Origin of the sequence: Enterobacter sp. DTU_2021_1002640_1_SI_PRY_ASU_LCPMC_013 (assembly GCF_032389435.1) — a bacterium.
Lineage (GTDB): Bacteria > Pseudomonadota > Gammaproteobacteria > Enterobacterales > Enterobacteriaceae > Enterobacter > Enterobacter hormaechei_C.
The window spans coordinates 3,392,979-3,416,925 of record NZ_CP135594.1 but is presented as its reverse complement, the minus strand read 5'-3'; the positions used below and the strand labels follow the sequence as shown (position 1 = coordinate 3,416,925).

Sequence of the window (23,947 nt, the reverse complement as noted above, 5' to 3'; positions counted from 1 at the left end):
AGACGAATGTGCGGTATTGTCGGTATCGCCGGTTTCATGCCGGTAAACCAGTCGATTTATGACGCGTTAACGGTGCTTCAGCACCGTGGGCAGGATGCTGCGGGTATCATCACCATTGATGCAAACAACTGCTTCCGTTTACGCAAGGCGAATGGCCTGGTAAACGATGTGTTTGAAGCCCGCCATATGCAGCGTCTGCAAGGTAATATGGGGATCGGTCACGTTCGTTATCCTACTGCTGGCAGTTCCAGCGCCTCTGAGGCTCAGCCTTTTTACGTTAACTCCCCGTATGGCATCACGCTTGCCCACAATGGCAATCTGACCAACGCCCACGAGCTGCGTAAAAAGCTGTTCGAAGAGAAACGTCGCCACATTAACACCACCTCTGATTCTGAAATCCTGCTCAATATCTTTGCCAGCGAACTGGATAACTTCCGCCATTATCCGCTGGAAGCAGACAACATTTTTGCCGCCGTTGCCGCGACTAACCGCCTTATCCGTGGCGCGTACGCTTGCGTGGCGATGATCATCGGTCACGGCATGGTGGCCTTCCGCGATCCAAACGGCATTCGCCCGCTGGTGCTCGGCAAACGTGACCTCGGCGATGGCCGTTCCGAGTACATGGTTGCCTCCGAAAGCGTGGCGCTGGACACTCTGGGCTTCGAATTCCTGCGTGATGTCGCGCCAGGCGAAGCGGTCTACATCACTGAGAAGGGCCAGCTGTTTACCCGTCAGTGCGCCGACAACCCGGTGAGCAACCCGTGCCTGTTCGAATACGTTTACTTCGCGCGTCCGGACTCGTTCATCGACAAGATTTCCGTTTACAGCGCGCGCGTCAACATGGGGACGAAGCTGGGCGAGAAGATTGCCCGCGAGTGGGACGATCTCGACATTGATGTCGTGATCCCAATCCCTGAAACCTCCTGTGATATCGCGCTGGAAATTGCCCGTATTCTGGACAAGCCGTACCGTCAGGGCTTCGTAAAAAACCGCTACGTGGGCCGCACCTTTATCATGCCGGGCCAGCAGCTGCGTCGTAAGTCCGTACGTCGTAAGCTGAACGCTAACCGTGCCGAGTTCCGCGACAAGAACGTGCTGCTGGTGGACGATTCCATTGTGCGCGGCACGACGTCTGAGCAGATCATTGAGATGGCGCGTGAGGCCGGGGCGAAGAAAGTGTATCTCGCCTCCGCAGCGCCGGAAATTCGCTTCCCGAACGTGTATGGCATTGATATGCCAACCGCTAACGAGCTGATTGCTCACGGTCGTGAAGTAGACGAAATTCGGCAGATCATCGGTGCCGACGGCCTGATTTTCCAGGATCTGAACGATTTGATCGACGCGGTGCGCGCCGAGAACCCGGATATTCAGCAGTTCGAATGCTCGGTATTCAATGGGATCTACGTAACGAAAGACGTTGACCAGCAGTATCTCGACTATCTGGATTCGCTGCGTAACGACGATGCGAAAGCCGTCCAGCTGCAAAACGATCTCGAAAGCTTAGAGATGCACAACGAAGGTTGATGCGTATGCAGGTGAGGGCGCTCGCCCTCACTTGCAACTCCCCGTAAAATCCTGCACAGTCTGCCCTGAAATCAGCAAGGGCGAAAATCATGAAACGACTCATTGTAGGGATCAGCGGTGCCAGCGGCGCGATTTATGGCGTCCGGCTGTTACAGGTGCTGCGTGACGTTGCAGGCGTAGAAACCCATCTGGTGATGAGCCAGGCGGCGCGTCAGACCCTCTCTCTTGAAACCGATCTCTCTCTGCGCGACGTTCAGGCCCTGGCTGACGTTGTCCACGATGCCCGCGATATCGCCGCCAGCATCTCTTCGGGCTCGTTTAAAACGGCCGGCATGGTTATTTTGCCCTGTTCGATTAAAACCCTTTCCGGCATTGTAAACAGCTATACCGACACGCTGGTGACGCGTGCAGCGGATGTGGTGCTGAAAGAGCGTCGTCCTCTGGTGCTCTGCGTGCGGGAAACGCCGCTGCACCTGGGACATCTGCGTTTAATGACGCAGGCAGCCGAACTGGGGGCCGTGATTATGCCGCCGGTCCCCGCGTTCTATCATCGTCCGCAAACGCTGGACGATGTCATCAACCAGACCGTTAACCGCGTACTGGATCAGTTCGATATCGACCTGCCGGAAGATCTCTTTACCCGCTGGCAGGGGGCGTGAAGCTGTGCACGAACAAGGTGCATGAAAAGACAATTTGCCCTGTTTCAGGGCAAAACTGCAACCGCGATCATATCCTCGACATTTAATTCGCTTTTTCCCTTTTTCTCTTTCCGGTTCGTTCGGCAGACCTGCTATCTTTCACCATTAAGGCAGTATCGCAACGTTTTATTAACATATTTAACGTCGTAGTTTTAACCCGACGACAATGTGGCATAAGACCTGCAAGAACAGCCTGCAACACAACACACAACATAAACCATAATAAAATCACGGTTCTTGAGGGTAAATGTATGAAGAAGACGGTTCTGGCTCTGTCTTTGCTCGTGGGCTTGAGTGCAGCAGCAAGTAGCTATGCAGCGCTTCCACAGACAGTTCGTATCGGTACAGACGCAACCTACGCGCCATTCTCTTCTAAGGATGCGAAAGGCGACTTCGTGGGGTTTGATATCGATCTGGGAAATGAGATGTGCAAACGCATGGAAGTGAAATGCACATGGGTGGGCAGTGACTTTGACGCGCTGATCCCGTCGCTGAAAGCCAAGAAAATTGATGCCATTATCTCTTCTCTCTCCATCACGGAAAAACGTCAGCAGGAGATCGCCTTCTCTGAGAAGCTCTACGCTGCCGACTCACGTCTGATTGCCGCGAAAGGCTCGCCAATCCAGCCGACCATCGACTCGTTGAAAGGCAAACATGTTGGCGTGCTTCAGGGCTCGACCCAGGAAGGTTACGCCAATGCTAACTGGCGCGAGAAGGGCGTCGATGTTGTGGCTTACCAGAACCAGGATCTGATCTACTCTGACCTGGCGGCAGGCCGTCTGGATGCCGCGTTTCAGGATGAAGTCGCCGCGAGCGAAGGCTTCCTGAAACAGCCTGCGGGTAAAGAGTACGCCTTTGCCGGCCCGTCGGTAAAAGACAAAAAATACTTTGGCGACGGTACCGGTATTGGCCTGCGTAAGGATGATACCGAGCTGAAAGCCGCCTTCGACAAAGCGTTTAATGAGCTGCGTAAAGACGGTACCTACGACAAACTGGCGAAGAAATACTTCGATTTCAACGTCTACGGTGATTAATGCCTGAATGAGATGCACTGAAGTGGTGCATCCCGGCGGGGTTATGTTCCAGTATGGTGCAATGCATGCACCATACTGGATCGTTATGTGCATAGTTAAGCATTTAAAATGCAAAAATTCCCGTTCAAAGGCATTAATCTTTGCCTGAATGAGGGGATTAATGGCACATTAACAACACCCCGTCGTCGTAAAAATCTCGTATTAAGACAGTTTGTTGAGGACAGATATGAAAAAACTGGTGTTGTCACTTTCTCTGGTACTGGCTTTTTCCAGCGCCACCGCGGCATTCGCAGCAATTCCGCAGAAAATTCGTATTGGAACTGACCCAACCTATGCACCTTTCGAATCGAAGAATGCGAAGGGAGAACTGGTCGGTTTTGACATCGATCTGGCTAACGAGCTGTGCAAACGCATTAAAGTGCAATGTACCTACGTTGAAAACCCGCTGGATGCGCTGATCCCGTCCCTGAAAGCGAAGAAAATTGACGTGATCATGTCCTCCCTGTCCATCACAGAAAAACGTCAGCAGGAGATTGCCTTCACGGACAAACTCTATGCGGCGGACTCACGTCTGGTGGTGGCGAAATCCTCTGACATTCAGCCAACCCTTGAATCTCTGAAAGGCAAACGCGTGGGCGTGTTGCAGGGTACGACGCAGGAAACCTACGGCAACGAGCACTGGGCGCCAAAGGGGATTGAAATTGTCTCTTACCAGGGCCAGGAAAACATCTACGCAGACCTCACGGCAGGCCGTATTGACGCGGCATTCCAGGATGAAGTGGCGGCAAGCGAAGGCTTCCTGAAACAGCCTGTGGGTAAAGATTACAAGTTCGGCGGTCCGTCCATTAAGGACGAAAAACTCTTTGGCGTCGGTACCGGTATGGGCCTGCGTAAAGAAGACAACGAACTGCGTGAAGCCCTGAACAAAGCGTTCGCCGAGATGCGCGCGGACGGCACCTATGACAAGCTGGCTAAAAAGTACTTCGATTTTAATGTTTACGGCGGCTAATCGCCCCGTCTGATAACGTGCGGCCCCTCCCGTGGCGGGAGGGGAAAAGACACGGTTCCACCACTCACGAGACGACAGGGCACGCGGTATGCTGTACGGATTTTCTGGCGTTATTTTACAGGGCGCGCTTGTCACCCTTGAGCTGGCTATCAGCTCCGTGGTGCTGGCGGTGCTGATAGGCCTGGCGGGCGCGGGGGCAAAATTATCCGCCAACAGACCGCTGGCGCTGATATTTGAAGGCTATACCACGCTGATTCGCGGCGTGCCTGATCTGGTGCTGATGCTGCTGATCTTTTACGGCCTGCAAATCGCACTTAACGGCGTGACGGATGCCATCGGCATGGAGCAGATCGATATCGACCCGATGGTGGCCGGTATTATTACCCTTGGTTTTATCTACGGTGCCTATTTCACTGAGACTTTCCGCGGCGCTTACATGGCCGTGCCGAAAGGGCATATTGAAGCGGCGACCGCCTACGGTTTTACCTCCTCACAAACGTTTCGCCGGATCATGTTCCCGGCCATGATGCGCTACGCGCTGCCGGGCATCGGTAACAACTGGCAGGTTATTCTCAAGGCTACGGCGCTGGTCTCTCTGCTGGGTCTGGAAGATGTGGTGAAGGCCACGCAGCTGGCGGGTAAAAGCACCTGGGAACCGTTCTATTTTTCGGTGGTCTGCGGCGTGATCTATCTGGTCTTTACGACCGTCTCCAATGGTGTGCTGCTTCTGCTCGAACGTCGCTACTCCGTGGGTGTGAAGAGGGCTGACCTGTGATTGAGATTATTCAGGAGTACTGGAAATCCCTGCTGTGGACGGATGGTTACCGCTTTACTGGCGTGGCCATCACGCTGTGGCTGCTGATCTCCTCGGTGGTAATGGGCGGCATTCTGGCGGTGTTTCTTGCCATTGGCCGCGTGTCGAACAATAAATTTATCCAGTTCCCTATCTGGCTGTTCACCTACGTGTTTCGCGGTACGCCGCTGTACGTGCAGCTGCTGGTGTTCTATTCCGGGATGTACACGCTGGAGATCGTGAAAGGCACTGAGATGCTGAACGCGTTCTTCCGCAGCGGTCTGAACTGTACGGTGCTGGCGCTGACCCTCAATACCTGCGCCTATACCACCGAGATCTTCGCCGGGGCCATCCGTTCTGTGCCGCACGGTGAGATCGAGGCGGCGCGCGCGTACGGCTTCTCGTCCGTGAAGCTCTACCGCTGTATTATTCTGCCTTCGGCGCTGCGTATTGCGCTGCCGGCCTACAGCAACGAAGTGATTTTAATGCTGCATTCGACGGCACTGGCGTTTACCGCCACGGTACCGGATCTGTTAAAGATTGCCCGCGATATTAACTCTGCTACCTACCAGCCGTTTACGGCGTTTGGCATTGCGGCAGTGCTCTATTTGATCATTTCTTACGTCCTGATCAGCCTGTTCCGTAAGGCTGAAAAACGCTGGTTGCAGCATATAAAACCGTCGACGCACTGAGAATTTATGATGGCTGAGAACAAATTAAACGTAATTGATTTGCACAAGCGCTACGGCGAACATGAAGTGCTGAAAGGGGTGTCGCTGGAGGCTAACGCGGGCGACGTGATCAGTATTATCGGCTCATCAGGTTCGGGTAAAAGTACCTTCCTGCGCTGCATCAACTTCCTCGAAAAGCCGAGCGAAGGATCGATTGTGGTGAGCGGACAGAACATCAACATGGTCCGTGATAAAGACGGCCAGCTTAAAGTGGCGGATAAAAACCAGCTGCGCCTGCTGCGTACACGCCTGACGATGGTGTTCCAGCACTTCAACCTCTGGAGCCACATGACGGTGCTGGAGAACGTGATGGAAGCGCCGGTTCAGGTGCTCGGCTTAACCAAGCAGGAAGCCCGCGAGCGTGCGGTCAAATACCTGGCGAAAGTGGGTATCGACGAGCGGCAGCAGATCAAATATCCGGTGCACCTGTCAGGGGGGCAGCAGCAGCGTGTTTCTATCGCCCGTGCGCTGGCGATGGAGCCGGAAGTGTTGCTGTTTGACGAACCGACTTCCGCGCTGGATCCTGAACTCGTTGGCGAAGTGCTGCGCATCATGCAAAAGCTGGCGGAAGAGGGCAAAACGATGGTGGTGGTGACGCACGAGATGGGCTTCGCCCGTAACGTTTCTAACCACGTTATCTTCCTGCATCAGGGCAAGATTGAAGAGCAGGGTCATCCGGATGAGGTGCTGGCGAACCCGCAAAGCCCGCGGTTGCAGCAGTTCCTGAAAGGCTCGTTGAAGTAGGTTTGGTCTTTCTCCCTCTCCCTGTGGGAGAGGGCCGGGGTGAGGGCATCAGGCCGCAGAGCCGCCCAATTGCCCGGTGGCGCTTCGCTTACCGGGCCTACAAAACCCGTAAACGCAGTGCCGCCCGCGCACCACACTCCAGCCGATACACCCAGTCGTCATACCGTACGCCGTTAATCTCGTACGCCTTCTCCAGCACCTGCGTGCGCACAAAACCCGCTTTCTCAAGGACCCGCACCGACCCAACGTTATCCGCCAGCACGTACGCGTTTATCGCCTTCACGCCCGTCTGGTTAAATGCATACTCACACACCGCGCGCAGCGCTTCGCTGGCAATGCCTTTTCCCTGCGCGGCAGGCACAACCGTGTAGCCAATATCCGCCTCTTCACGGTTCGCCGCACTGATTTGCAGGCCGATATCCCCGAGCGGCGTAACGTCGTTATGCAGACGGATCACAAAGACATGCTCCGCCATCAGGCGCGCGGCAAATACGCGGCGCGTCTCTTTTTCCGGCGTGATAGCGGCCATATAGCGCATGATGGCGGGGTCTTCACGCAGAGAGCGGAAGAACGCCCAGTCAGAAGGTTCGAAAGGGGTGAGGTGAAGCCGGGTTGTGGTAATGGTTGCCATAGTTACGCCATCTCATCCAGACATGGCGTATAACTCTAACATATTCACTGCACCACATCCCCCAGCGCCTCTTCCAGGTCATACCAGCGGAACGTGAACCCGGCCGCTTCCAGCCGTTTTGGCAGCGCGCGTTGCCCGCCCAGCACCAGCACCGAAGACTCACCCATCAACAGACGAATCGCCGTTGCAGGCACGCGCAGCACCGCCGGGCGATGCAGGGCATGCCCCAGGGCGTGAGCAAATTGTTCATGACGTACGGGGTAAGGGGATACCATGTTAAATGGCCCGCGCAGATCGTTATCCAGCAGCCAGAGAATGCCGTTGACCATATCGTCGATATGGATCCACGCCAGATACTGACGACCATTGCCGATGGGCCCGCCAAGCCCCATTTTAAACGGCGGCAGCATTTTACCGAGAATACCGCCCTTCGGCGCAAGTACCACGCCGGTGCGCAGCAGGCAGACGCGGGTACGATCGCTTTGCGCCGCGCAGGCGATGCGCTCCCACTGGGCGCAGAGTTTATGAGTAAACTCGTTGTGCGGCGGCTCCTCTTCGGTCACCACCACTTCACCGAGATCGCCATAGTAGCCTGTAGCAGAACCTGAAATCAGCACCGAAGGCGGCGTCTCGCTGCTGCGAATCAGCTCAACCAGCCTTTCGGTCATGTTCCAGCGGCTGCTGCATAAACGCTGTTTTTGCTCTTCGGTCCAGCGTTTATCGGCGATAGGTTCGCCAGCAAGGTTGATGACGGCGTCAAAGCCGTTCAGATCCTGCCTTTCCGCCAGGCCTTTCCAGATCTCAACGCCGACGCCCAGCACCTGGCGCGCTTTCTCCGGGCTGCGCGTGACCACGGTAATGTCGTGATGCAACGCCTGCAAACGTGGAATGAGATGGCGACCAATCAGGCCCGTACCGCCGGTGAGCAGGATCTTCATACAACCTCCAGGTTTACGCCTGGCGCTGCCAGCTTAACGTCATGGAGACGGAGTCGGCGTAGCGCAGGGCGTGAAGTTTATCGATCTCCACTTCAGCATAAGTGACCCAGTGGTGTTCGCGTGCGATGTCGAGCACATCCTGAGTTAATTTTTCCAGTAGCGCAAAACGGTTGTTCTCAACGTACTGGATGATGCTTTTGGTGATCGTGCGATAGTTCAGCGCGTCATTGATGTCTTCGCTGGCGCGCGCCTTGTCTGCCGGGTAGTGGATCACCACATTCACCACGATATCCTGGCGATTCGCGATCTCCTCCTCTTTGATACCAATGAACGTGCGTAAGCGTAAGTTTTTTATACAAATAATAGCGTCATGCTGGGACATTGCAGGTCTTCTCCGTGTCAGTATTTTCACCTCATCATACATGAGGAGAACACCTGCACCCAACGGGGCGCAGGCTCAAATCTGATGGATTTTTTGCATGGCGCGTTCGGTTGCCGGGCGGGTCCGGATGCGCTCAAACCAGTTGTTCACCGCCGGATAAGTGGCCAGATCGATCCGGTGGCGTTCATGGGTGTTGATCCACGGCCAGCAGGCGATATCTGCGATGCTGTAATGCTCACCTCCCAGCCACGGTGATTTTTCCAGCCGACGGTTCAGGACCCCGTACAGGCGCTGGGTTTCGACCTGATATCGCTCAATGGCGTAAGGGATCGTCTGCGGCGCATAGGCGGTAAAGTGGTGATTCTGCCCCAGCATTGGCCCCAGGCCGCTCGACTGCCAGAATAACCATTGCAGCGTGTGATGACGCTCGCGCAATTCACCGCTCAGGAGCTTGCCGGTTTTCTCTGCCAGATAGAGCAAAATCTCTCCAGACTCAAACAGGCTTAACGGTTTGCCGCCGTCAGAAGGCAGGTTATCAATGATGGCCGGAATTTTATTGTTGGGCGATATGGCCAGAAAAACGGGGCGGAACTGGTCGCCTTTACTGATATCCACGCGAATGATCCGGTAGTCCACTTCGGCTTCTTCGAGAAAGAGGGTGATCTTATGGCCATTAGGGGTGGGGGCATAATAGAGATCTATCATTCTCAACTCCTGTCAGTGCGAATAGTGTTGCCATAAAAAATCAGTATAGGTGCTTGTTGTAAATCGTGAGTTTTCATCAAGTGACAGCGAGGCAAAGAGATTATATGTTGAGTGAAAACCGATCAGCCGATGAGGATGTTATGAGCCAGCCTGTAATAACGTTGTGGTCCGATGCGAACTTTTTTTCTCCTTATGTCATGAGCGTTTATGTGGCGCTGGCAGAAAAGGGGCTTACTTTTAGTCTGAAAACCGTCGACCTGGACAGCGGCGAACATCTGAAGCCCCAGTGGCAGGGCTACGCGCTCACTCGCCGAGTCCCTGTGCTGGAGATCGACGGTTTTGAGTTGAGTGAATCCTCGGCGATTGACGAGTATCTTGAGGACCGCTTTGCCCCGCCAGAGTGGGAACGCATCTATCCTCACGATCTGCAAAAGCGCGCCCGCGCCCGCCAGATCCAGGCATGGCTGCGTAGCGACCTGGTGCCGATTCGCACAGAACGCTCTACGGACGTGGTGTTTGCTGGCGTCAAAAAGCCCGCCCTCAGCGAGGAAGGCTTATCCAGCGCCCGGAAGCTGATCGAAACTGCCTCATCGCTGCTGGCGCAGGGTAACCCCAACCTGTTTGGCGAGTGGTGTATTGCCGACACCGATCTGGCGCTGATGCTCAATCGCTTGATCCTCAATGGCGATGACGTCCCACAGCTGCTGGTGGATTACGCCACATTCCAGTGGCAACGCGCGTCGGTACAGCGCTATCTGGCACTCTCTGCTAAGCGCGCGGGCTGATAAGACGGGGCGCTTGAGGTATGATAGGGGCAGTCTGAATTCCTGAGGAGTAACTGATGAAACTGATGTTTGCGTCGGATATTCATGGATCGCTGCCCGCGACCGAACGCGTGCTTTCTCTGTTCGCCCAAAGCGGAGCGCAATGGCTGGTGATCCTGGGCGACGTGTTAAACCACGGCCCACGCAATGCGTTGCCGGAAGGCTACGCTCCCGCGCAGGTGGCGGAAAAACTTAATCATTTTGCCTCGCGCATTATCGCCGTTCGCGGCAACTGTGACAGCGAAGTTGACCAGATGCTGCTGAATTTTCCCATCACCGCTCCCTGGCAACAGGTGTTGATGGAAAACAGCCGTTTGTTCCTGACCCACGGGCACCTGTTCGGCCCGGATAACCTGCCGTCACTCGCCGCTGGCGATGTCCTGGTTTATGGTCATACTCATATTCCGGTGGCGGAAAAACGCGGGGCGTTTTATCACTTTAATCCCGGGTCTGTCAGCATTCCTAAAGGCGGCAACCCGGCAAGCTACGGCATGTATGAAGACGGGACATTAAGCGTTATCGCACTTAATGATCAGCAAGTTATTGCGCAGATAGCGATTAATCCGTAAGTTACACCACAACTGCAAACGCGCCGAAAGAGCGCTTAGACGAGAAGGTTTCCCGATGGTGGAGCAGAATCATTTGGCAAGTACTGAGTGGGTTGACATTGTCAGCGAAGAGAATGAAGTGATCGCGCAGGCCAGCCGCGAACAAATGCGTGCGGAGCGTCTGCGTCACCGCGCGACTTACATCGTTGTTCATGACGGCATGGGCAAGATTCTGGTCCAGCGTCGCACCGACACCAAAGATTTTCTTCCTGGTATGCTGGATGCCACAGCGGGTGGCGTCGTGCAGGCCGATGAAGTATTGCTGGATTCCGCGCGTCGTGAAGCGGAAGAAGAGTTAGGTATCGCTGGCGTGCCGTTTGCCGAGCACGGACAGTTTTATTTCGAAGATGAGCATTGTCGCGTCTGGGGCGGGCTGTTTAGCTGCGTTTCCCACGGACCTTTCGCCTTGCAGGAAGAGGAAGTGAGCGAAGTGTGCTGGATGACGCCGGAAGAGATCACCGCGCGTTGCGACGAGTTCACGCCGGATTCTCTTAAAGCACTGGCGCTGTGGATGACCCGCAACGCCAAAAACGAATCCGCTAAACCGGAAAATAAGGCAGAAAAAGAGGAAGAGGCTGAGTAAGCCTTAACAGCTTTCCCGCAGACACAGGCTGGACGCGATGGGTTTATGATCGCGCCAGTCTCCGTCATTCAGACGTTCCAGTAACGCTTTCCCGGCTTCAATCCCAATCTTGCGATGCGGTACTGCCATCGTTGTCAGCGGCGGCTGGCAGACGCGGCTGACGTCGCTGTCGCCAAAGCCCACGACCGCTAAATCGTCCGGCACTTTGATGCGCCGACGCTGGCACTCATACAGCGCGCCGCAGGCCAGTTCATCTGATACGCACACCAGCGCATCCAGTTCCGGCCACGCCAGCAGGAACTCTGGCAGTTGTGCCGCACCGGTGGAGAAGTTCGGCGGCATGGCGGCATTAATCACTCTGTTCGGCGACAGGTGGTGGCGCAGCATCGCCTTGTACCAGCCCTGCAAATGCTGCTGAAAAATCCACTGCTCCTGGTTAGCGCACAGCAGGCCGATATTCTGGTAGCCACGCTGAATCACCATCTCGGTAAGCTCATACATGGCGGCGACGTTATCAATCCCGATATTCATATCAATCGGATCGGCACGCATTGCACCCATTTCCATCACCGGGATAGAGGCGTTTTTTAGCCAGTGGCGTACGGTATCGGAGTGCTCAACGCTGAGCAGTATCGCCGCGGCGATATTCGATGCCAGCAGCGTTTCGAGCAGTTTCTCTTCCTGTTCAAGACGATGCTGAGATTCCGCCAGCATGATCTGATATCCGGCTGGCTGGAGCACCTGCTGTAGCCCGGCGAACATCTCGGAACAGCCAGCTTCGGAAAGATTGGGAACTACCATCGCAATCGTCCATGACGACGCCGATGCCAGTGCGCTGGCGGCAAGATTGGGCATATAACCCAGCTCCTGCACCGCGGCTTCAATTTTTTCACGCAGTTTATCGGAAACCTGTTCGGGCGTGCGGAGGGCACGGGAAACAGTCATCGTGCCTACGCCGGCAAGCTGTGCGACATCCGCGAGCGTTACTTTTCCGGTACTGCGCCGTTTTCGGGTTAAAGACATACATCTTCCTGCTGACAGGACGCGATTCAGTTTCATCCTTCATTTTACGTGACAGGCAGTATACGCCTTAAATCCCTTTTTTTGCTGTGATTTCGCACCATGATAGCAATTTGATAGCGCTATCACAGTTCTGCATGTTAGTCGTTGGTAGCGCTATCTTTGTGATCGCGATCGCAGTCATTGATTGATGGGTTGAATAGAGTTTGCCCATGTCTGGTCTTTAGCGGGAGTGAAAAATGCTCAAAAAGTGGATATATGATACAACCATCATCCTACAGGATAGCGTTGAAAGCTGGCCCCAGGCGCTGGAACTGTGCGCGAAACCGCTGCTGGATTTGCAGGTCATTGCGCCGGAATATGTCACGGCTATCATCGAGCAGCACCAGACGTTAGGTCCCTACTATGTGCTGGCTCCAGGGCTGGCAATGCCACATGCGCGACCGGAAGAAGGGGCGAAAGGACTTGGCCTGTCATTATTAAAACTAAAACAGGGCGTCTCTTTTGGTGCCGGTGAGTTTGACCCCGTCGATGTGATTGTGATGCTGGCGGCACCGGACAAGCATAGCCATATCGAAATGATCTCAGCCTTGGCGGAATTATTTTCCAGCGACGAAGATATGGCTGAATTACATCGGGCGAATACGCTGGAGGAGATAAAAACCGTTATCGATCGCTTTTGATTTAATTATTTAATCCGATTCATCTCAACATTACGCGTCAGCGTGATGGGACGTACTCTACTTAAAAAAGGGGATAACAATGAAAATCATGGCTATTTGCGGCTCCGGCCTGGGCAGCAGTTTTATGGTCGAAATGAATATTAAAAAGGTGCTCAAAAAACTGGAAATTGAGGCCGAGGTTGAACACTCCGATCTCTCCTCGGCCACGCCGGGCGCGGCGGACCTGTTTGTAATGGCGAAAGACATTGCCGCCAGCGCCAGCGTGCCGGAAAGCCAGCTGGTGGTAATCAACAATATCATCGATATCAACGAACTCGAAGCGCAGCTGCGCGCCTGGTTCGAAAGACAATAATCCTGATAAGGCGAGGTGGATATGTTTATCCTTGAAACGCTGAATTTCGTTGTTGATATTTTAAAAGTCCCTTCAGTGCTGGTCGGGTTAATTGCTCTGATTGGTCTTGTGGCGCAGAAAAAAGCCTTTTCGGATGTGGTAAAAGGCACAATTAAAACCATTCTCGGCTTTATTGTACTGGGCGGCGGCGCAACTGTGCTGGTGGGCTCTTTAAATCCGCTCGGCGGTATGTTTGAGCACGCCTTTAATATTCAGGGCATTATTCCCAACAATGAAGCTATTGTGTCGATTGCCCTGGAAAAATATGGCGCTTCCACCGCGCTCATTATGGCCTTCGGGATGGTGGCGAATATTATTGTTGCGCGCTTTACCCGCCTGAAGTACATCTTCCTCACCGGGCATCACACCTTCTACATGGCATGCATGATCGGCGTGATCCTGACGGTTGCAGGCTTCGAGGGGGTCGGGCTGGTCTTTACCGGTTCGTTGATCCTCGGCCTGATTATGGCCTTCTTCCCGGCGATTGCGCAGCGCTATATGAAGCGTATTACCGGCAACGATGAGATCGCCTTCGGTCATTTCGGCACGCTGGGCTACGTGCTGTCCGGCTGGATTGGCAGCAAGGTCGGGAAAGGCTCGCGCTCCACCGAAGAGATGAACCTGCCGAAGAACCTTAGCTTCCTGCGTGACAGTTCAATCTCCATCTCCCTGACCATGATGATTATCTACCTGATCATGGCGGTGAGCGCCGGACGTGAGTACGTGGAGGCCACCTTCAGCGGCGGCCAAAACTACCTGGTATACGCCATCATTATGGCCATCACCTTCGCGGCAGGCGTGTTCATCATCTTGCAGGGCGTGCGCCTGATTCTGGCGGAAATCGTCCCGGCCTTTACCGGCTTCTCGGAAAAACTGGTGCCCAATGCGCGGCCTGCGCTGGACTGCCCGGTAGTCTACCCGTATGCGCCAAACGCGGTGCTGATTGGCTTCCTGTTTAGCTTCCTCGGCGGGATTGTTGGGTTGTTCATCTGCGGTCAGTTTAGCTGGGTGCTGATCCTCCCGGGCGTTGTGCCGCATTTCTTCACCGGTGCGACAGCAGGCGTGTTTGGTAACGCCACCGGCGGACGTCGCGGGGCGATGATTGGCGCGTTTGCTAACGGCCTGCTGATCACCTTCCTGCCGGTCCTGCTGCTGCCTGTTCTGGGCGCAATTGGCTTTGCGAATACGACCTTCTCGGACGCTGATTTTGGTGCGGTCGGGATTGTGCTGGGCAACCTGGCACGCTTCCTGTCGCCGCTTGCCATTACCGGACTGGTTGTTGTGTTGTTCGCGCTGCTGGTGGCCTACAACGTCTTCGCTAAAAACAAACCTGCCAGCGGTAACGCGCAGGAAAACCCCGGAGCCAAATCATGAATGAGAATGAAATAACCGAACTGGCGCGTCAGATCCGCCTTGAGACGCTGAAATCCCTTACGCAGCTGGGTTTTGGGCACTACGGCGGCAGCATGTCAGTCGTTGAAACGCTGGCCGTTCTGTACGGCGCGGTAATGAAAATTGACCCGGCCGATCCGGACTGGCCAGAGCGCGATTACTTTGTGCTGTCGAAAGGCCATGCGGGGCCGGCGCTGTACAGCACGCTGGCGATTAAGGGCTACTTCCCGATTGAAGAGCTGAGCACGCTGAACCAGAACGGGACGCGTCTGCCAAGTCATCCGGATCGCCTGAAAACACGCGGCGTGGATGCCACCACCGGTTCACTGGGGCAGGGGATCTCCATCGCTGGCGGCATGGCGCTGTCGCACAAGCTGGCAGGAAGGCCAAACCGGGTGTTTTGCATCGTTGGCGACGGAGAACTGAATGAAGGGCAGTGCTGGGAAGCCTTCCAGTTTATCGCTCACCATCGACTGAATAACCTGACGGTATTCGTGGACTGGAACAAACAGCAGCTCGACGGCGAGCTGGACGAAATCATCAGCGCCTTCGACCTGGAAGGCAAATTCCGCGCCTTTGGTTTTGACGTGGTGACGGTGAAAGGGGATGACATTCCGGCGCTGCTGGAGGTGACCGCGCCGATCCCTGAGGCCGATGCGCGTCCGCGGGTGGTGATCCTCGACAGCATCAAAGGGCAGGGGGTGCCATACCTGGAACAGCTCAGCAACTCGCATCACCTGCGATTAACCGAGGAGAGCAAAGCGGCGCTTAACGAGACGATTCGCCAACTGGAGGCTTCACATGATTAAGGTTGCACCGACAGGACAGAAAGATGCCGTTGAGATGCGTAAGGTCTACGCGGGTTTTGTGGCAAAACAGATTGAGGCCGGGAGCGAGATCATTGCGCTCGAAGCGGATCTGATGAGTTCGATGGCGATGGACGGCGTAGCGCGTGATTACCCACAGCACGTCATCAACTGCGGCATTATGGAGGCCAACGTGATTGGGACGGCCGCCGGGCTGTCGCTCACCGGACGTAAGCCGTTCGTTCATACCTTTACCGCTTTTGCCAGCCGTCGCTGCTTTGACCAGCTGTTTATGTCCCTGGACTACCAGCGCAATAACGTGAAGGTGATTGCCTCGGATGCGGGCGTGACGGCCTGTCACAACGGCGGGACGCATATGTCGTTTGAGGATATGGGCATCGTGCGCGGTCTGGCGCATTCAGTGGTGCTGGAGGTGACCGATGCGGTGATGTTCGAAGATGTGCTGCGTCAGCTTATCGACCTGGAAGGCTTTTACTGGGTAAGGACCATCCGTAAACAGGCGCCGAGCGTGTATGCCCCGGGGTCAACCTTCACCATCGGCAAGGGCAACGTGCTGCGCGAGGGAACCGATATTACCCTGATTGCTAACGGCATTATGGTGGCGGAAGCGCTGGAGGCGGCGCGCCAGCTGGAGCAGGAGGGGGTAAGCGCAGCGGTCATCGACATGTTTACCCTGAAGCCCATCGATCGGATGCTGGTGAAAAACTATGCCGAGAAAACCGGGCGTATTGTGACCTGCGAAAACCACAGCATTCACAACGGGCTGGGGTCGGCGGTGGCGGAAGTGCTGGTGGAAACCTGTCCGGTGCCTATGCGGCGGGTGGGGGTGAAGGAACGATATGGTCAGGTGGGCACGCAGGACTTCTTGCAAAAGGAGTATGGCCTGACGGCACATGACATTGTGTCGGCGGCGCGGGAGCTGCTGTAATAAAAAAGGCGACCATTTGTGGTCGCCTCTCTTGCCGGATGGCGCTTCGCTTATCCGGCCTACAAAACCGTAGGCCCGGTAAGCGCTAGCGCCACCGGGCTTTTTAGCTTACTGCTGCTGCGAAGACTGGATCGCCGTCAGCGCGATGGTGTAGACGATATCGTCAACCAGCGCACCACGGGACAGGTCGTTCACAGGTTTGCGCATACCTTGCAGCATTGGCCCGATGGAGATCAGGTCTGCTGAACGCTGTACCGCTTTATAGGTGGTGTTACCGGTGTTCAGATCCGGGAAGATGAACACGGTAGCGCGACCTGCAACCGGCGAGTTCGGCGCTTTGGATTTCGCCACGTCAGCCATTACCGCGGCATCGTACTGGAGCGGGCCGTCGATCATCAGATCCGGACGTTTTTCCTGTGCAATGCGGGTCGCTTCACGGACTTTCTCTACGTCACTACCTGCACCAGAGGTGCCGGTGGAGTAGGAGAGCATCGCGACGCGTGGTTCGATACCGAAGGCAATCGCGGAGTCCGCAGACTGGATAGCGATTTCTGCCAGCTGCTCTGCGGTTGGGTCCGGGTTGATCGCGCAGTCGCCGTAAACGTAAACCTGTTCAGGCAGCAGCATGAAGAACACGGAGGAGACCAGAGAGCTGCCCGGTGCAGTTTTGATCAGCTGCAACGGTGGACGGATGGTGTTCGCGGTGGTGTGAACCGCACCGGAAACCAGACCGTCAACTTCGTCCTGCTCCAGCATCAGCGTACCCAGCACCACGTTGTCTTCCAGCTGCTCGCGCGCAACGGCTTCGGTCATGCCTTTGTTCTTACGCAGCTCAACCAGACGGGCAACGTAGCTTTCGCGGACCACCTCAGGATCAACGATTTCGATGCCCGCGCCGAGCTCAACGCCCTGAGACGCCGCAACGCGGTTGATCTCATCCGGGTTACCCAGCAGCACACAGGTCGCGATACCGCGTTCTGCACAGATGGCTGCCGCTTTAACGGTACGTGGTTCGTCGCCTTCTGGCAGAACCACGCGTTTGCCCGCTTTACGCGCCAGCTCGGTCAGCTGGTAACGGAAGGCTGGAGGAGACAGACGACGGCTGCGCTCGGAGGTCGCCGTCAGGGATTCGATCCAGTCTGCGTTGATGTAGCCCGCAACGTATTCCTGAACTTTCTCGATACGCTCGTGGTCATCAACCGGCACTTCGAGGTTGAAGCTTTGCAGGCTCAGGGAGGTCTGCCAGGTGTTGGTGTTCACCATGAAGACTGGCAGGCCAGTGGCGAACGCACGTTCGCACAGCTTGCTTACGCGTGGGTCCATCTCGTAGGCACCGGTCAGCAGGATCGCGCCGATCTCCACGCCGTTCATCGCGGCCAGACAGGCTGCAACCAGCACGTCCGGACGGTCTGCGGAGGTTACCAGCAGGGAACCTGCACGGAAGTGCTCCAGCATGTGTGGAATGCTGCGTGCGCAGAAAGTTACGGACTTCACGCGGCGGGTGTTGATATCGCCTTCGTTGATCACGGTGGCGTTCAGGTGACGCGCCATATCAATTGCACGGGTGGCAATCAGATCGAAGCTCCATGGCACCGCGCCCAGAACTGGCAGCGGGCTGGAATCCTGCAACTTAGCCGGGTCAACTTTGATGACTTTCGCTTTGGAAGAGTCGTCAAAAATTTCGGACAGGTCAGGACGCGTACGGCCCTGCTCATCTACTGGCGCGTTCAGCTTGTTAACAATCACGCCGGTGATGCTGGTGTTTTTCGCACCGCCGAAGCTGCTGCGCGTCAGTTCGATACGCTCTTTCAGCTGCTCTGGGGTATCCGTGCCCTGAGACATCACGAAAACAATCTCTGCGTTGAGGGTTTTCGCGATTTCAAAGTTCAGAGACTGGGCAAACTGGTGTTTACGGGTCGGGACCAGGCCTTCAACCAGCACCACTTCCGCGTCCTGCGCGTTTGCGTGGTAGTTGGCAATGATCTCTTCCATCAGCACGTCTTTCTGGTTGCTGGAGAGCAGAGATTCAACGTGGCTCATCTTCAGCGGTTCAGCCGCTGGCAGATTGGAGTTCTTGCGAACGATGGTGGTGGTCTGGTCTGGCGCATCGCCACCGGCACGTGGCTGGGCGATAGGCTTAAAGACGCTCAGACGAACGCCTTTGCGTTCCATAGCGCGGATCACGCCGAGGCTGACGCTGGTCAGGCCGACGCTGGTTCCGGTAGGGATCAGCATAATAGTACGGGACACGGTTTATCCTCTTTCGTTACCGCCGCGTTGGGCGGGTTACAAAACAGCACCGCCAGCATTGCTGGCGGTGTGGAATCAGGCAGTCAGGCGGTGCGCGTCTTGCGCGATGACCAGCTCTTCGTTAGTTGGAATAACGATAGCAGGGCGGGTGCCTTCTTTGTTGATGAAGCCAGACTTGCCGAAGCGGGCAGCCAGGTTACGCTCATGATCAACTTCGAAGCCCAGAACGCCCAGTTTGCCCAGGGACAGTTCACGTACCATTGCCGCGTTCTCACCGATACCGCCGGTGAAGATAACAGCATCCAGACGGCCTTCCATCAGCGCGGTGTAAGAACCGATGTACTTCGCCAGACGGTGGCAATAAACGTCCATTGCACGTTTAGCGTCAGCTTTTTCTGCGTAGTTGTCTTCAACGTAACGGCAGTCGCTGGTGACCTCGGTCAGGCCCAGCAGGCCAGACTCTTTGGTCAGCATTTTGTTGATGTCGTCAACGCTCATGCCCAGGGTGTCGTGCAGGTGGAAGATGATCGCCGGGTCGATATCACCGGAACGGGTACCCATCACCAGACCTTCCAGCGGGGTCAGACCCATAGAGGTGTCAACACACTTACCGTTGCGGATAGCGGAAACAGAACCACCGTTGCCCAGGTGGCAGGTGATGATGTTGACTTCTTCAACCGGCTTGTTCAGCACTTTTGCGGCTTCCTGAGTCACATAGAAGTGGCTGGTGCCGTGTGCGCCGTAACGACGGACGCCGTGCTCTTTGTACAGGCTGTATGGCAGGGCATAGAGGTAAGACTCTTCCGGCATGGTCTGATGGAACGCGGTATCAAACACGGCCACGTTTTTGTCTTTCAGACTCGGGAAGGATTTCAGTGCTTCAGCGATACCGATCAGGTGAGCCGGGTTATGCAGCGGTGCGAAAGACGCAGAGTCTTTGATACCCTGGATCACGGAGTCGTCGATTACCACGGAACTGGTGTATTTTTCGCCGCCGTGGACGATACGGTGACCAATTGCGGTCAGCTGAGCAGACAGTTCTGGTTTTTGTGCCAGAATAGTGTTAACGATAAAGTTCAGCGCTTCACTGTGAGCGGCGCCTGCACCTAAAGCCGCTTCTTGTTTGCTGCCGTCCATCTTCCACTTGATACGTGCTTCAGGCAGATGGAAACATTCGGCCAAACCAGAGAGGTACTCGTCACCGTTGAGCGCATCGATGATGGCGAATTTCAGTGAGGAGCTACCGCAGTTCAGAACCAGTACTAACTTACTCGACATGGAAGTACCTATTATTGATACGTGGCTAAAAAAACGTCAGTGAGTCTAAAAGCGTAACGCATGCTGACCCAGACATTTATGATTAACATCATGCCAATCAAACATTCTGGCAGGATGGAAGAAATACCTATGATTTTAAGCCATTTTGAACATTTTTCAGACAATGGCATAATATGCGATAATTTGACGAGTTAACGCTTATCGTCTACGGCCCTATCAGGCTGGCACAGGATACCCGATACGGGGTAGCGATGACAAAATATTTTGAACGTTGTCATAGCCTGTTGTGGTTTTGCACGAAAATTTTAATTTTTATATGTGAAGTTGAGGTACAGCCATGTCGACACCCGAAATCCCGTCCGTGAACTTTTTTAGTCTGTTTCGTCGGGGACAGCATTACGCAAAGACATGGCCGATGGAAAAGCGCCTCGCGCCCATGTTTATTGAAAATCGCACTATTCGCGCCACGCGCTATGCGATTCGCTTTATGCCCCCGATTGCCGTTTTTACCCTGTGCTGGCAGATAGCGTTAGGTGGACAGCTTGGCCCTGCCGTCGCGACGGCGCTTTTTGCGTTAAGCCTGCCGATGCAGGGGCTATGGTGGTTAGGCAAACGTTCCGTCACGCCACTTCCGCCTTCTGTTTTACACTGGTTTTATGAAGTGCGTGGAAAACTGGAGGAGGCGGGCCAGGCGCTGGCACCGGTTGAAGGCAAGCCAGACTATCAGGCGCTGGCGGATACCCTCAAGCGTGCGTTTAAACAGCTTGATAAAACATTCCTCGATGACTTGTGATTGATCATCGAAACGACGACCAAAAGAAGGCACAGTAACAATCAGTTACCGTGTCTTTTTTTTACAGTGCAATGCGCTACAGGAGTCGAAAGATGGAAATGACCCATGCTCAACGTCTGATTTTGTCTAACCAGTACAAGATGATGACTATGCTTGATCCCGATAACGCTGCGCGCTACAGCCGCCTGCAAACCATTGTTGAACGTGGTTTTGGCTTGCAGATGCGCGAACTGGATCGCGAATTTGGCGAACTGAAAGAGGAAACCTGCCGTATCGTTATCGACATCATGGAGATGTACCATGCGCTGCATGTGTCCTGGACCAATCTGAAGGACCAGCAGACCATTGACGAGCGCCGCGTGACGTTCCTGGGCTTTGATGCTGCGACGGAAGCGCGCTATCTGAGCTATGTACGCTTTATGGTGAATACCGAAGGGCGTTACACCCATTTTGATGCGGGTACGCACGGCTTCAACGCCCAGACCCCGATGTGGGATAAGTATCAACGTATGCTGAGCGCGTGGCACGCCTGTCCGCGTCAGTACCATTTAAGCAGCAACGAAATTCAACAAATCATTAATGCCTGACGGAGGTGTGTGTGCAGTGTAAAGGTTTTCTGTTTGATCTGGACGGTACGCTGGTGGATTCGCTACCGGTGGTGGAGCGCTCGTGGTGCCACTGGGCCGACCGGCACGGCATCGACCATCAGGACGTACTGAATTTCATCCATGGCAAACAGGCCATTACCTCATTGCGGCACTTCCTGGCGGGACGTTCTGAGGAAGAGATTCAGGCGGAGTTCCGCTATCTTGAGGAGATTGAAGCTACCGATACCGAGGGCATCACCGCGCTGCCCGGTGCGCGTGAACTGCTTGAGCACCTGAATGAAGCGCAGATCCCGTGGGCTATCGTCACCTCCGGCTCGGTTCCCGTCGCGCATGCCCGCCATAAGGCGGCTGGTTTACCGACGCCGGACGTCTTCATTACCGCTGAGCGCGTGAAGCGCGGCAAGCCTGAACCGGATGCGTTTCTGCTCGGCGCTGAACTGCTTGGCCTTGCGCCAGCGGAGTGCGTGGTGGTGGAAGACGCGGCAGCAGGCGTGCTGGCCGGGCTGAACGCCGGAAGCCACGTCATTGCCGTTAACGTCCCGGCGGGTTCCCCCCGGCTGGAGGAGGCGGATTTCGTGCTTAACACCCTGACCGCCATCGACGTCTCGAAGGCGTCAGACGGAGTTGTAACCGTCTCGCTAAAAATGTAATCCCATGATATAGCCCCGCATTACCGGGGCTTTTTTATGGCAGAATTGCTTCTCCTCCACTGACAAGGACATGTTGTGAACGGTGAACTGATTTGGGTCCTGAGCCTGCTGTTAATCGCCATCATTCTTTTTGCCACGGGCAAGGTGCGCATGGATGCCGTCGCCCTGTTTGTGATTGTCGCATTCGTTCTGAGCGGTACCCTTTCCCTGCCGGAAGCCTTTTCCGGGTTTAGCGATCCCAACGTTATTTTGATTGCCGCCCTGTTTATTATTGGCGACGGGCTGGTACGCACCGGCGTGGCGACGATGATGGGGTCGTGGTTGGTTAAGGTGGCGGGCAGCAGCGAAACCAAAATGCTGATTTACCTGATGCTGACGGTCGCCGGGCTGGGCGCGTTTATGAGCTCTACGGGCGTCGTGGCCATCTTTATTCCGGTCGTGCTGAGCGTCTGCATGAGGATGCAGATCTCCCCGTCGCGGCTGATGATGCCGTTGAGCTTCGCCGGGCTCATCAGCGGCATGATGACGCTGGTCGCGACGCCGCCGAACCTCGTCGTGAACAGCGAACTGATCCGTGAGGGGCTTGAGGGGTTTAGCTTTTTCAGCGTTACGCCGATCGGGCTGGTGGTACTGGTGATGGGCATTATCTATATGCTATTGACCCGTTTCGCGCTGAAAGGGGAGAAGCTGGATAAAGCCAAAGAGGGCTGGAAGCGGCGCTCTTTCCGCGATCTGATTAAAGAGTATCGTCTGACCGGGCGTGCCCGACGTCTGGCTATCCGCCCGGGGTCGCCTATGGTGGGGCAGCGGCTGGATGACCTTAAGCTACGCGAACGCTATGGCGCGAACGTCATCGGGGTTGAGCGCTGGCGTCGTTTTCGTCGGGTGATCGTTAACGTGAACGGGGTGTCAGAGTTTCGCGCGCGTGACGTCCTGCTGATTGATATGTCCACCGCAGACGTGGATCTGCGGGAGTTTTGTAGCGAGCAGCTGCTGGAGCCGATGGTCCTGCGCGGCGAGTATTTCTCTGACCAGGCGCTGGATGTGGGAATGGCCGAGGTGTCGCTGATCCCGGAATCGGAGTTATTGGGCAAAACCGTGCGTGAAATCGGTTTTCGTACCCGCTATGGCCTCAACGTGGTGGGCCTGAAGCGCGATGGCGTAGCCCTTGAAGGGGCGGTGGTGGATGAGCCGATCCTGCTGGGGGATATCTTCCTCGTGGTCGGCAACTGGAAACTGATTAGCCAGCTCGGGCAGAAAGGCCGCGATTTTGTGGTGCTGAATATGCCGATTGAAGAGAACGATGCATCACCGGCGCACAGCCAGGCGCCCCATGCGATTTTTTGCCTGGTATTGATGGTCGCGCTGATGCTGACGGACGAGATCCCTAACCCGGTGGCGGCGATAATCGCCTGTCTGTTAATGGGCAAATTCCGCTGTATTGACGCCGAAAGCGCTTACAAAGCGATTCACTGGCCGAGCATCATTCTCATCGTCGGGATGATGCCCTTCGCCCTGGCGCTACAGAAAACCGGCGGGGTGGATTTGATCGTGAAAGGCTTAATGGACGCGGGAGGGGGATATGGTCCGTACCTGATGATGGTTTGCCTGTTCGTCATGTGCGCCACCATTGGTTTGTTCATCTCCAATACCGCAACGGCGGTGCTGATGGCGCCCATTGCGCTGGCGATGGCAAAATCGATGGGCGTTTCGCCGTATCCGTTTGCGATGATGGTTGCGATGGCGGCGTCCGCGGCATTTATGACGCCGGTCTCTTCCCCGGTCAATACGCTGGTGCTGGGGCCCGGGAATTATAGGTTCAGTGATTTCGTGAAGCTGGGTGTGCCGTTCACCGTCCTGGTGATGGTGGTGTGCGTGGTATTGATACCGGTCCTGTTTCCGTTCTGAGCATTTTGCCGGGTG

Annotated in this window: 26 protein-coding genes; 19 read left to right on the top strand and 7 right to left on the bottom strand. The window is 55.4% G+C overall.

Going from position 1 to position 23,947, the window contains the following annotated elements:
- The first annotated feature begins 6 nt into the window (after positions 1-6).
- The 7 genes from purF to hisP all read left to right on the top strand — a co-directional run bounded on the left by purF (position 7) and on the right by hisP (position 6,533).
- Positions 7-1,524 carry an amidophosphoribosyltransferase gene (gene purF / locus RS584_RS16320; RefSeq protein ID WP_006811407.1) on the top strand — a complete coding sequence of 506 codons (1,518 nt, stop codon included), beginning with the start codon at positions 7-9 and terminating at the stop codon, positions 1,522-1,524.
- Between the two features lie 89 nt (positions 1,525-1,613).
- On the top strand, positions 1,614-2,183 hold the full coding sequence (locus tag RS584_RS16315; protein ID WP_015572254.1) for a UbiX family flavin prenyltransferase: 570 nt from the start codon (positions 1,614-1,616) through the stop codon (positions 2,181-2,183).
- Between the two features lie 290 nt (positions 2,184-2,473).
- Positions 2,474-3,256, top strand: a complete 783-nt coding sequence (argT, locus tag RS584_RS16310; protein WP_015572255.1) for a lysine/arginine/ornithine ABC transporter substrate-binding protein ArgT — start codon at positions 2,474-2,476, stop codon at positions 3,254-3,256.
- 226 nt (positions 3,257-3,482) lie between these two features.
- Positions 3,483-4,265 carry a histidine ABC transporter substrate-binding protein HisJ gene (gene hisJ, locus RS584_RS16305; RefSeq protein WP_023295090.1) on the top strand — a complete coding sequence of 261 codons (783 nt, stop codon included), beginning with the start codon at positions 3,483-3,485 and terminating at the stop codon, positions 4,263-4,265.
- Between the two features lie 88 nt (positions 4,266-4,353).
- Entirely contained in the window at positions 4,354-5,040 is a 687-nt protein-coding gene (locus RS584_RS16300) for a histidine ABC transporter permease HisQ (RefSeq protein WP_315748340.1), read from the top strand.
- A complete protein-coding gene (locus RS584_RS16295) occupies positions 5,037-5,750 on the top strand; it encodes an ABC transporter permease (RefSeq protein WP_003861424.1) in 714 nt (237 codons plus the stop codon). The genes RS584_RS16300 and RS584_RS16295 overlap by 4 nt, the downstream gene beginning before the upstream one ends.
- A gap of 9 nt (positions 5,751-5,759) precedes the next feature.
- The gene (gene hisP / locus RS584_RS16290) at positions 5,760-6,533 is read left to right on the top strand and encodes a histidine ABC transporter ATP-binding protein HisP (RefSeq protein WP_315750002.1); all 774 of its coding nucleotides are present in this window, start codon (positions 5,760-5,762) and stop codon (positions 6,531-6,533) included.
- A gap of 97 nt (positions 6,534-6,630) precedes the next feature.
- Here the strand turns inward: hisP and RS584_RS16285 are convergent, their stop codons facing one another.
- From RS584_RS16285 to yfcG, 4 genes are all read right to left on the bottom strand, one after another.
- Positions 6,631-7,164, bottom strand: a complete 534-nt coding sequence (locus RS584_RS16285; protein ID WP_252010711.1) for a GNAT family N-acetyltransferase — start codon at positions 7,162-7,164, stop codon at positions 6,631-6,633.
- 44 nt (positions 7,165-7,208) lie between these two features.
- Entirely contained in the window at positions 7,209-8,102 is an 894-nt protein-coding gene (locus RS584_RS16280; RefSeq protein ID WP_315748339.1) for a TIGR01777 family oxidoreductase, read from the bottom strand.
- A 13-nt stretch (positions 8,103-8,115) separates the two neighbouring features.
- Positions 8,116-8,484, bottom strand: coding sequence for a dihydroneopterin triphosphate 2'-epimerase (gene folX, locus RS584_RS16275; RefSeq protein ID WP_149603781.1), 369 nt, complete (start codon positions 8,482-8,484; stop codon positions 8,116-8,118).
- A gap of 75 nt (positions 8,485-8,559) precedes the next feature.
- Positions 8,560-9,189, bottom strand: coding sequence for a GSH-dependent disulfide bond oxidoreductase (gene yfcG / locus RS584_RS16270; protein ID WP_003861434.1), 630 nt, complete (start codon positions 9,187-9,189; stop codon positions 8,560-8,562).
- A 140-nt stretch (positions 9,190-9,329) separates the two neighbouring features.
- On the opposite strand from yfcG, the gene yfcF reads away from it, so the two are divergent.
- From yfcF to yfcD, 3 genes are read left to right on the top strand one after another with little or no spacing between them, the layout of a single operon-like run.
- Complete coding sequence (yfcF, locus tag RS584_RS16265) at positions 9,330-9,974, top strand: glutathione transferase (RefSeq protein ID WP_017692996.1); 645 nt, start codon at positions 9,330-9,332, stop codon at positions 9,972-9,974.
- A 56-nt stretch (positions 9,975-10,030) separates the two neighbouring features.
- Positions 10,031-10,582 (top strand): phosphodiesterase, encoded by a 552-nt coding sequence (gene yfcE, locus RS584_RS16260; protein ID WP_003861437.1) that lies wholly within the window; start codon positions 10,031-10,033, stop codon positions 10,580-10,582.
- Between the two features lie 55 nt (positions 10,583-10,637).
- Positions 10,638-11,204 carry an NUDIX hydrolase YfcD gene (gene yfcD / locus RS584_RS16255; RefSeq protein WP_006811396.1) on the top strand — a complete coding sequence of 189 codons (567 nt, stop codon included), beginning with the start codon at positions 10,638-10,640 and terminating at the stop codon, positions 11,202-11,204.
- Positions 11,205-11,207: 3 nt separating this feature from the next.
- Here yfcD and RS584_RS16250 read toward each other — a convergent pair whose 3' ends face one another.
- The gene (locus tag RS584_RS16250; protein WP_017383439.1) at positions 11,208-12,227 is read right to left on the bottom strand and encodes a LacI family DNA-binding transcriptional regulator; all 1,020 of its coding nucleotides are present in this window, start codon (positions 12,225-12,227) and stop codon (positions 11,208-11,210) included.
- Positions 12,228-12,463: 236 nt separating this feature from the next.
- Between RS584_RS16250 and RS584_RS16245 the strand changes: the two genes are divergently transcribed.
- The 5 genes from RS584_RS16245 to RS584_RS16225 all read left to right on the top strand — a co-directional run bounded on the left by RS584_RS16245 (position 12,464) and on the right by RS584_RS16225 (position 16,445).
- Positions 12,464-12,907: a PTS sugar transporter subunit IIA gene (locus RS584_RS16245; RefSeq protein ID WP_017383438.1), complete on the top strand. Its 444-nt coding sequence runs from the start codon at positions 12,464-12,466 to the stop codon at positions 12,905-12,907.
- Between the two features lie 79 nt (positions 12,908-12,986).
- Positions 12,987-13,259: a PTS sugar transporter subunit IIB gene (locus RS584_RS16240; RefSeq protein WP_003861447.1), complete on the top strand. Its 273-nt coding sequence runs from the start codon at positions 12,987-12,989 to the stop codon at positions 13,257-13,259.
- Positions 13,260-13,280: 21 nt separating this feature from the next.
- Positions 13,281-14,672 (top strand): PTS ascorbate transporter subunit IIC, encoded by a 1,392-nt coding sequence (locus RS584_RS16235; RefSeq protein ID WP_017383437.1) that lies wholly within the window; start codon positions 13,281-13,283, stop codon positions 14,670-14,672.
- On the top strand, positions 14,669-15,499 hold the full coding sequence (locus RS584_RS16230) for a transketolase (protein ID WP_039270261.1): 831 nt from the start codon (positions 14,669-14,671) through the stop codon (positions 15,497-15,499). Before RS584_RS16235 ends, RS584_RS16230 begins: the two co-directional genes overlap by 4 nt.
- Complete coding sequence (locus RS584_RS16225; protein WP_015572265.1) at positions 15,492-16,445, top strand: transketolase family protein; 954 nt, start codon at positions 15,492-15,494, stop codon at positions 16,443-16,445. The genes RS584_RS16230 and RS584_RS16225 overlap by 8 nt, the downstream gene beginning before the upstream one ends.
- Positions 16,446-16,553: 108 nt before the next feature.
- Here RS584_RS16225 and pta read toward each other — a convergent pair whose 3' ends face one another.
- Both pta and ackA read right to left on the bottom strand, forming a co-directional pair.
- Entirely contained in the window at positions 16,554-18,695 is a 2,142-nt protein-coding gene (gene pta, locus RS584_RS16220) for a phosphate acetyltransferase (RefSeq protein WP_063619654.1), read from the bottom strand.
- Between the two features lie 75 nt (positions 18,696-18,770).
- A complete protein-coding gene (gene ackA, locus RS584_RS16215; RefSeq protein WP_015572267.1) occupies positions 18,771-19,973 on the bottom strand; it encodes an acetate kinase in 1,203 nt (400 codons plus the stop codon).
- 337 nt (positions 19,974-20,310) lie between these two features.
- Here ackA and yfbV point away from each other — a divergent pair, with 337 nt between their 5' ends.
- The 4 genes from yfbV (at position 20,311) to RS584_RS16195 (ending at position 23,932) form a co-directional block, all read left to right on the top strand.
- A complete protein-coding gene (yfbV, locus tag RS584_RS16210) occupies positions 20,311-20,766 on the top strand; it encodes a terminus macrodomain insulation protein YfbV (protein ID WP_017383434.1) in 456 nt (151 codons plus the stop codon).
- A 92-nt stretch (positions 20,767-20,858) separates the two neighbouring features.
- Entirely contained in the window at positions 20,859-21,353 is a 495-nt protein-coding gene (locus tag RS584_RS16205; protein WP_003861461.1) for a YfbU family protein, read from the top strand.
- Between the two features lie 11 nt (positions 21,354-21,364).
- The gene (locus RS584_RS16200) at positions 21,365-22,024 is read left to right on the top strand and encodes a sugar phosphatase (protein WP_315748338.1); all 660 of its coding nucleotides are present in this window, start codon (positions 21,365-21,367) and stop codon (positions 22,022-22,024) included.
- Positions 22,025-22,099: 75 nt separating this feature from the next.
- Positions 22,100-23,932 carry an SLC13 family permease gene (locus RS584_RS16195; RefSeq protein ID WP_315748337.1) on the top strand — a complete coding sequence of 611 codons (1,833 nt, stop codon included), beginning with the start codon at positions 22,100-22,102 and terminating at the stop codon, positions 23,930-23,932.
- The last annotated feature ends 15 nt before the right edge of the window (positions 23,933-23,947 follow it).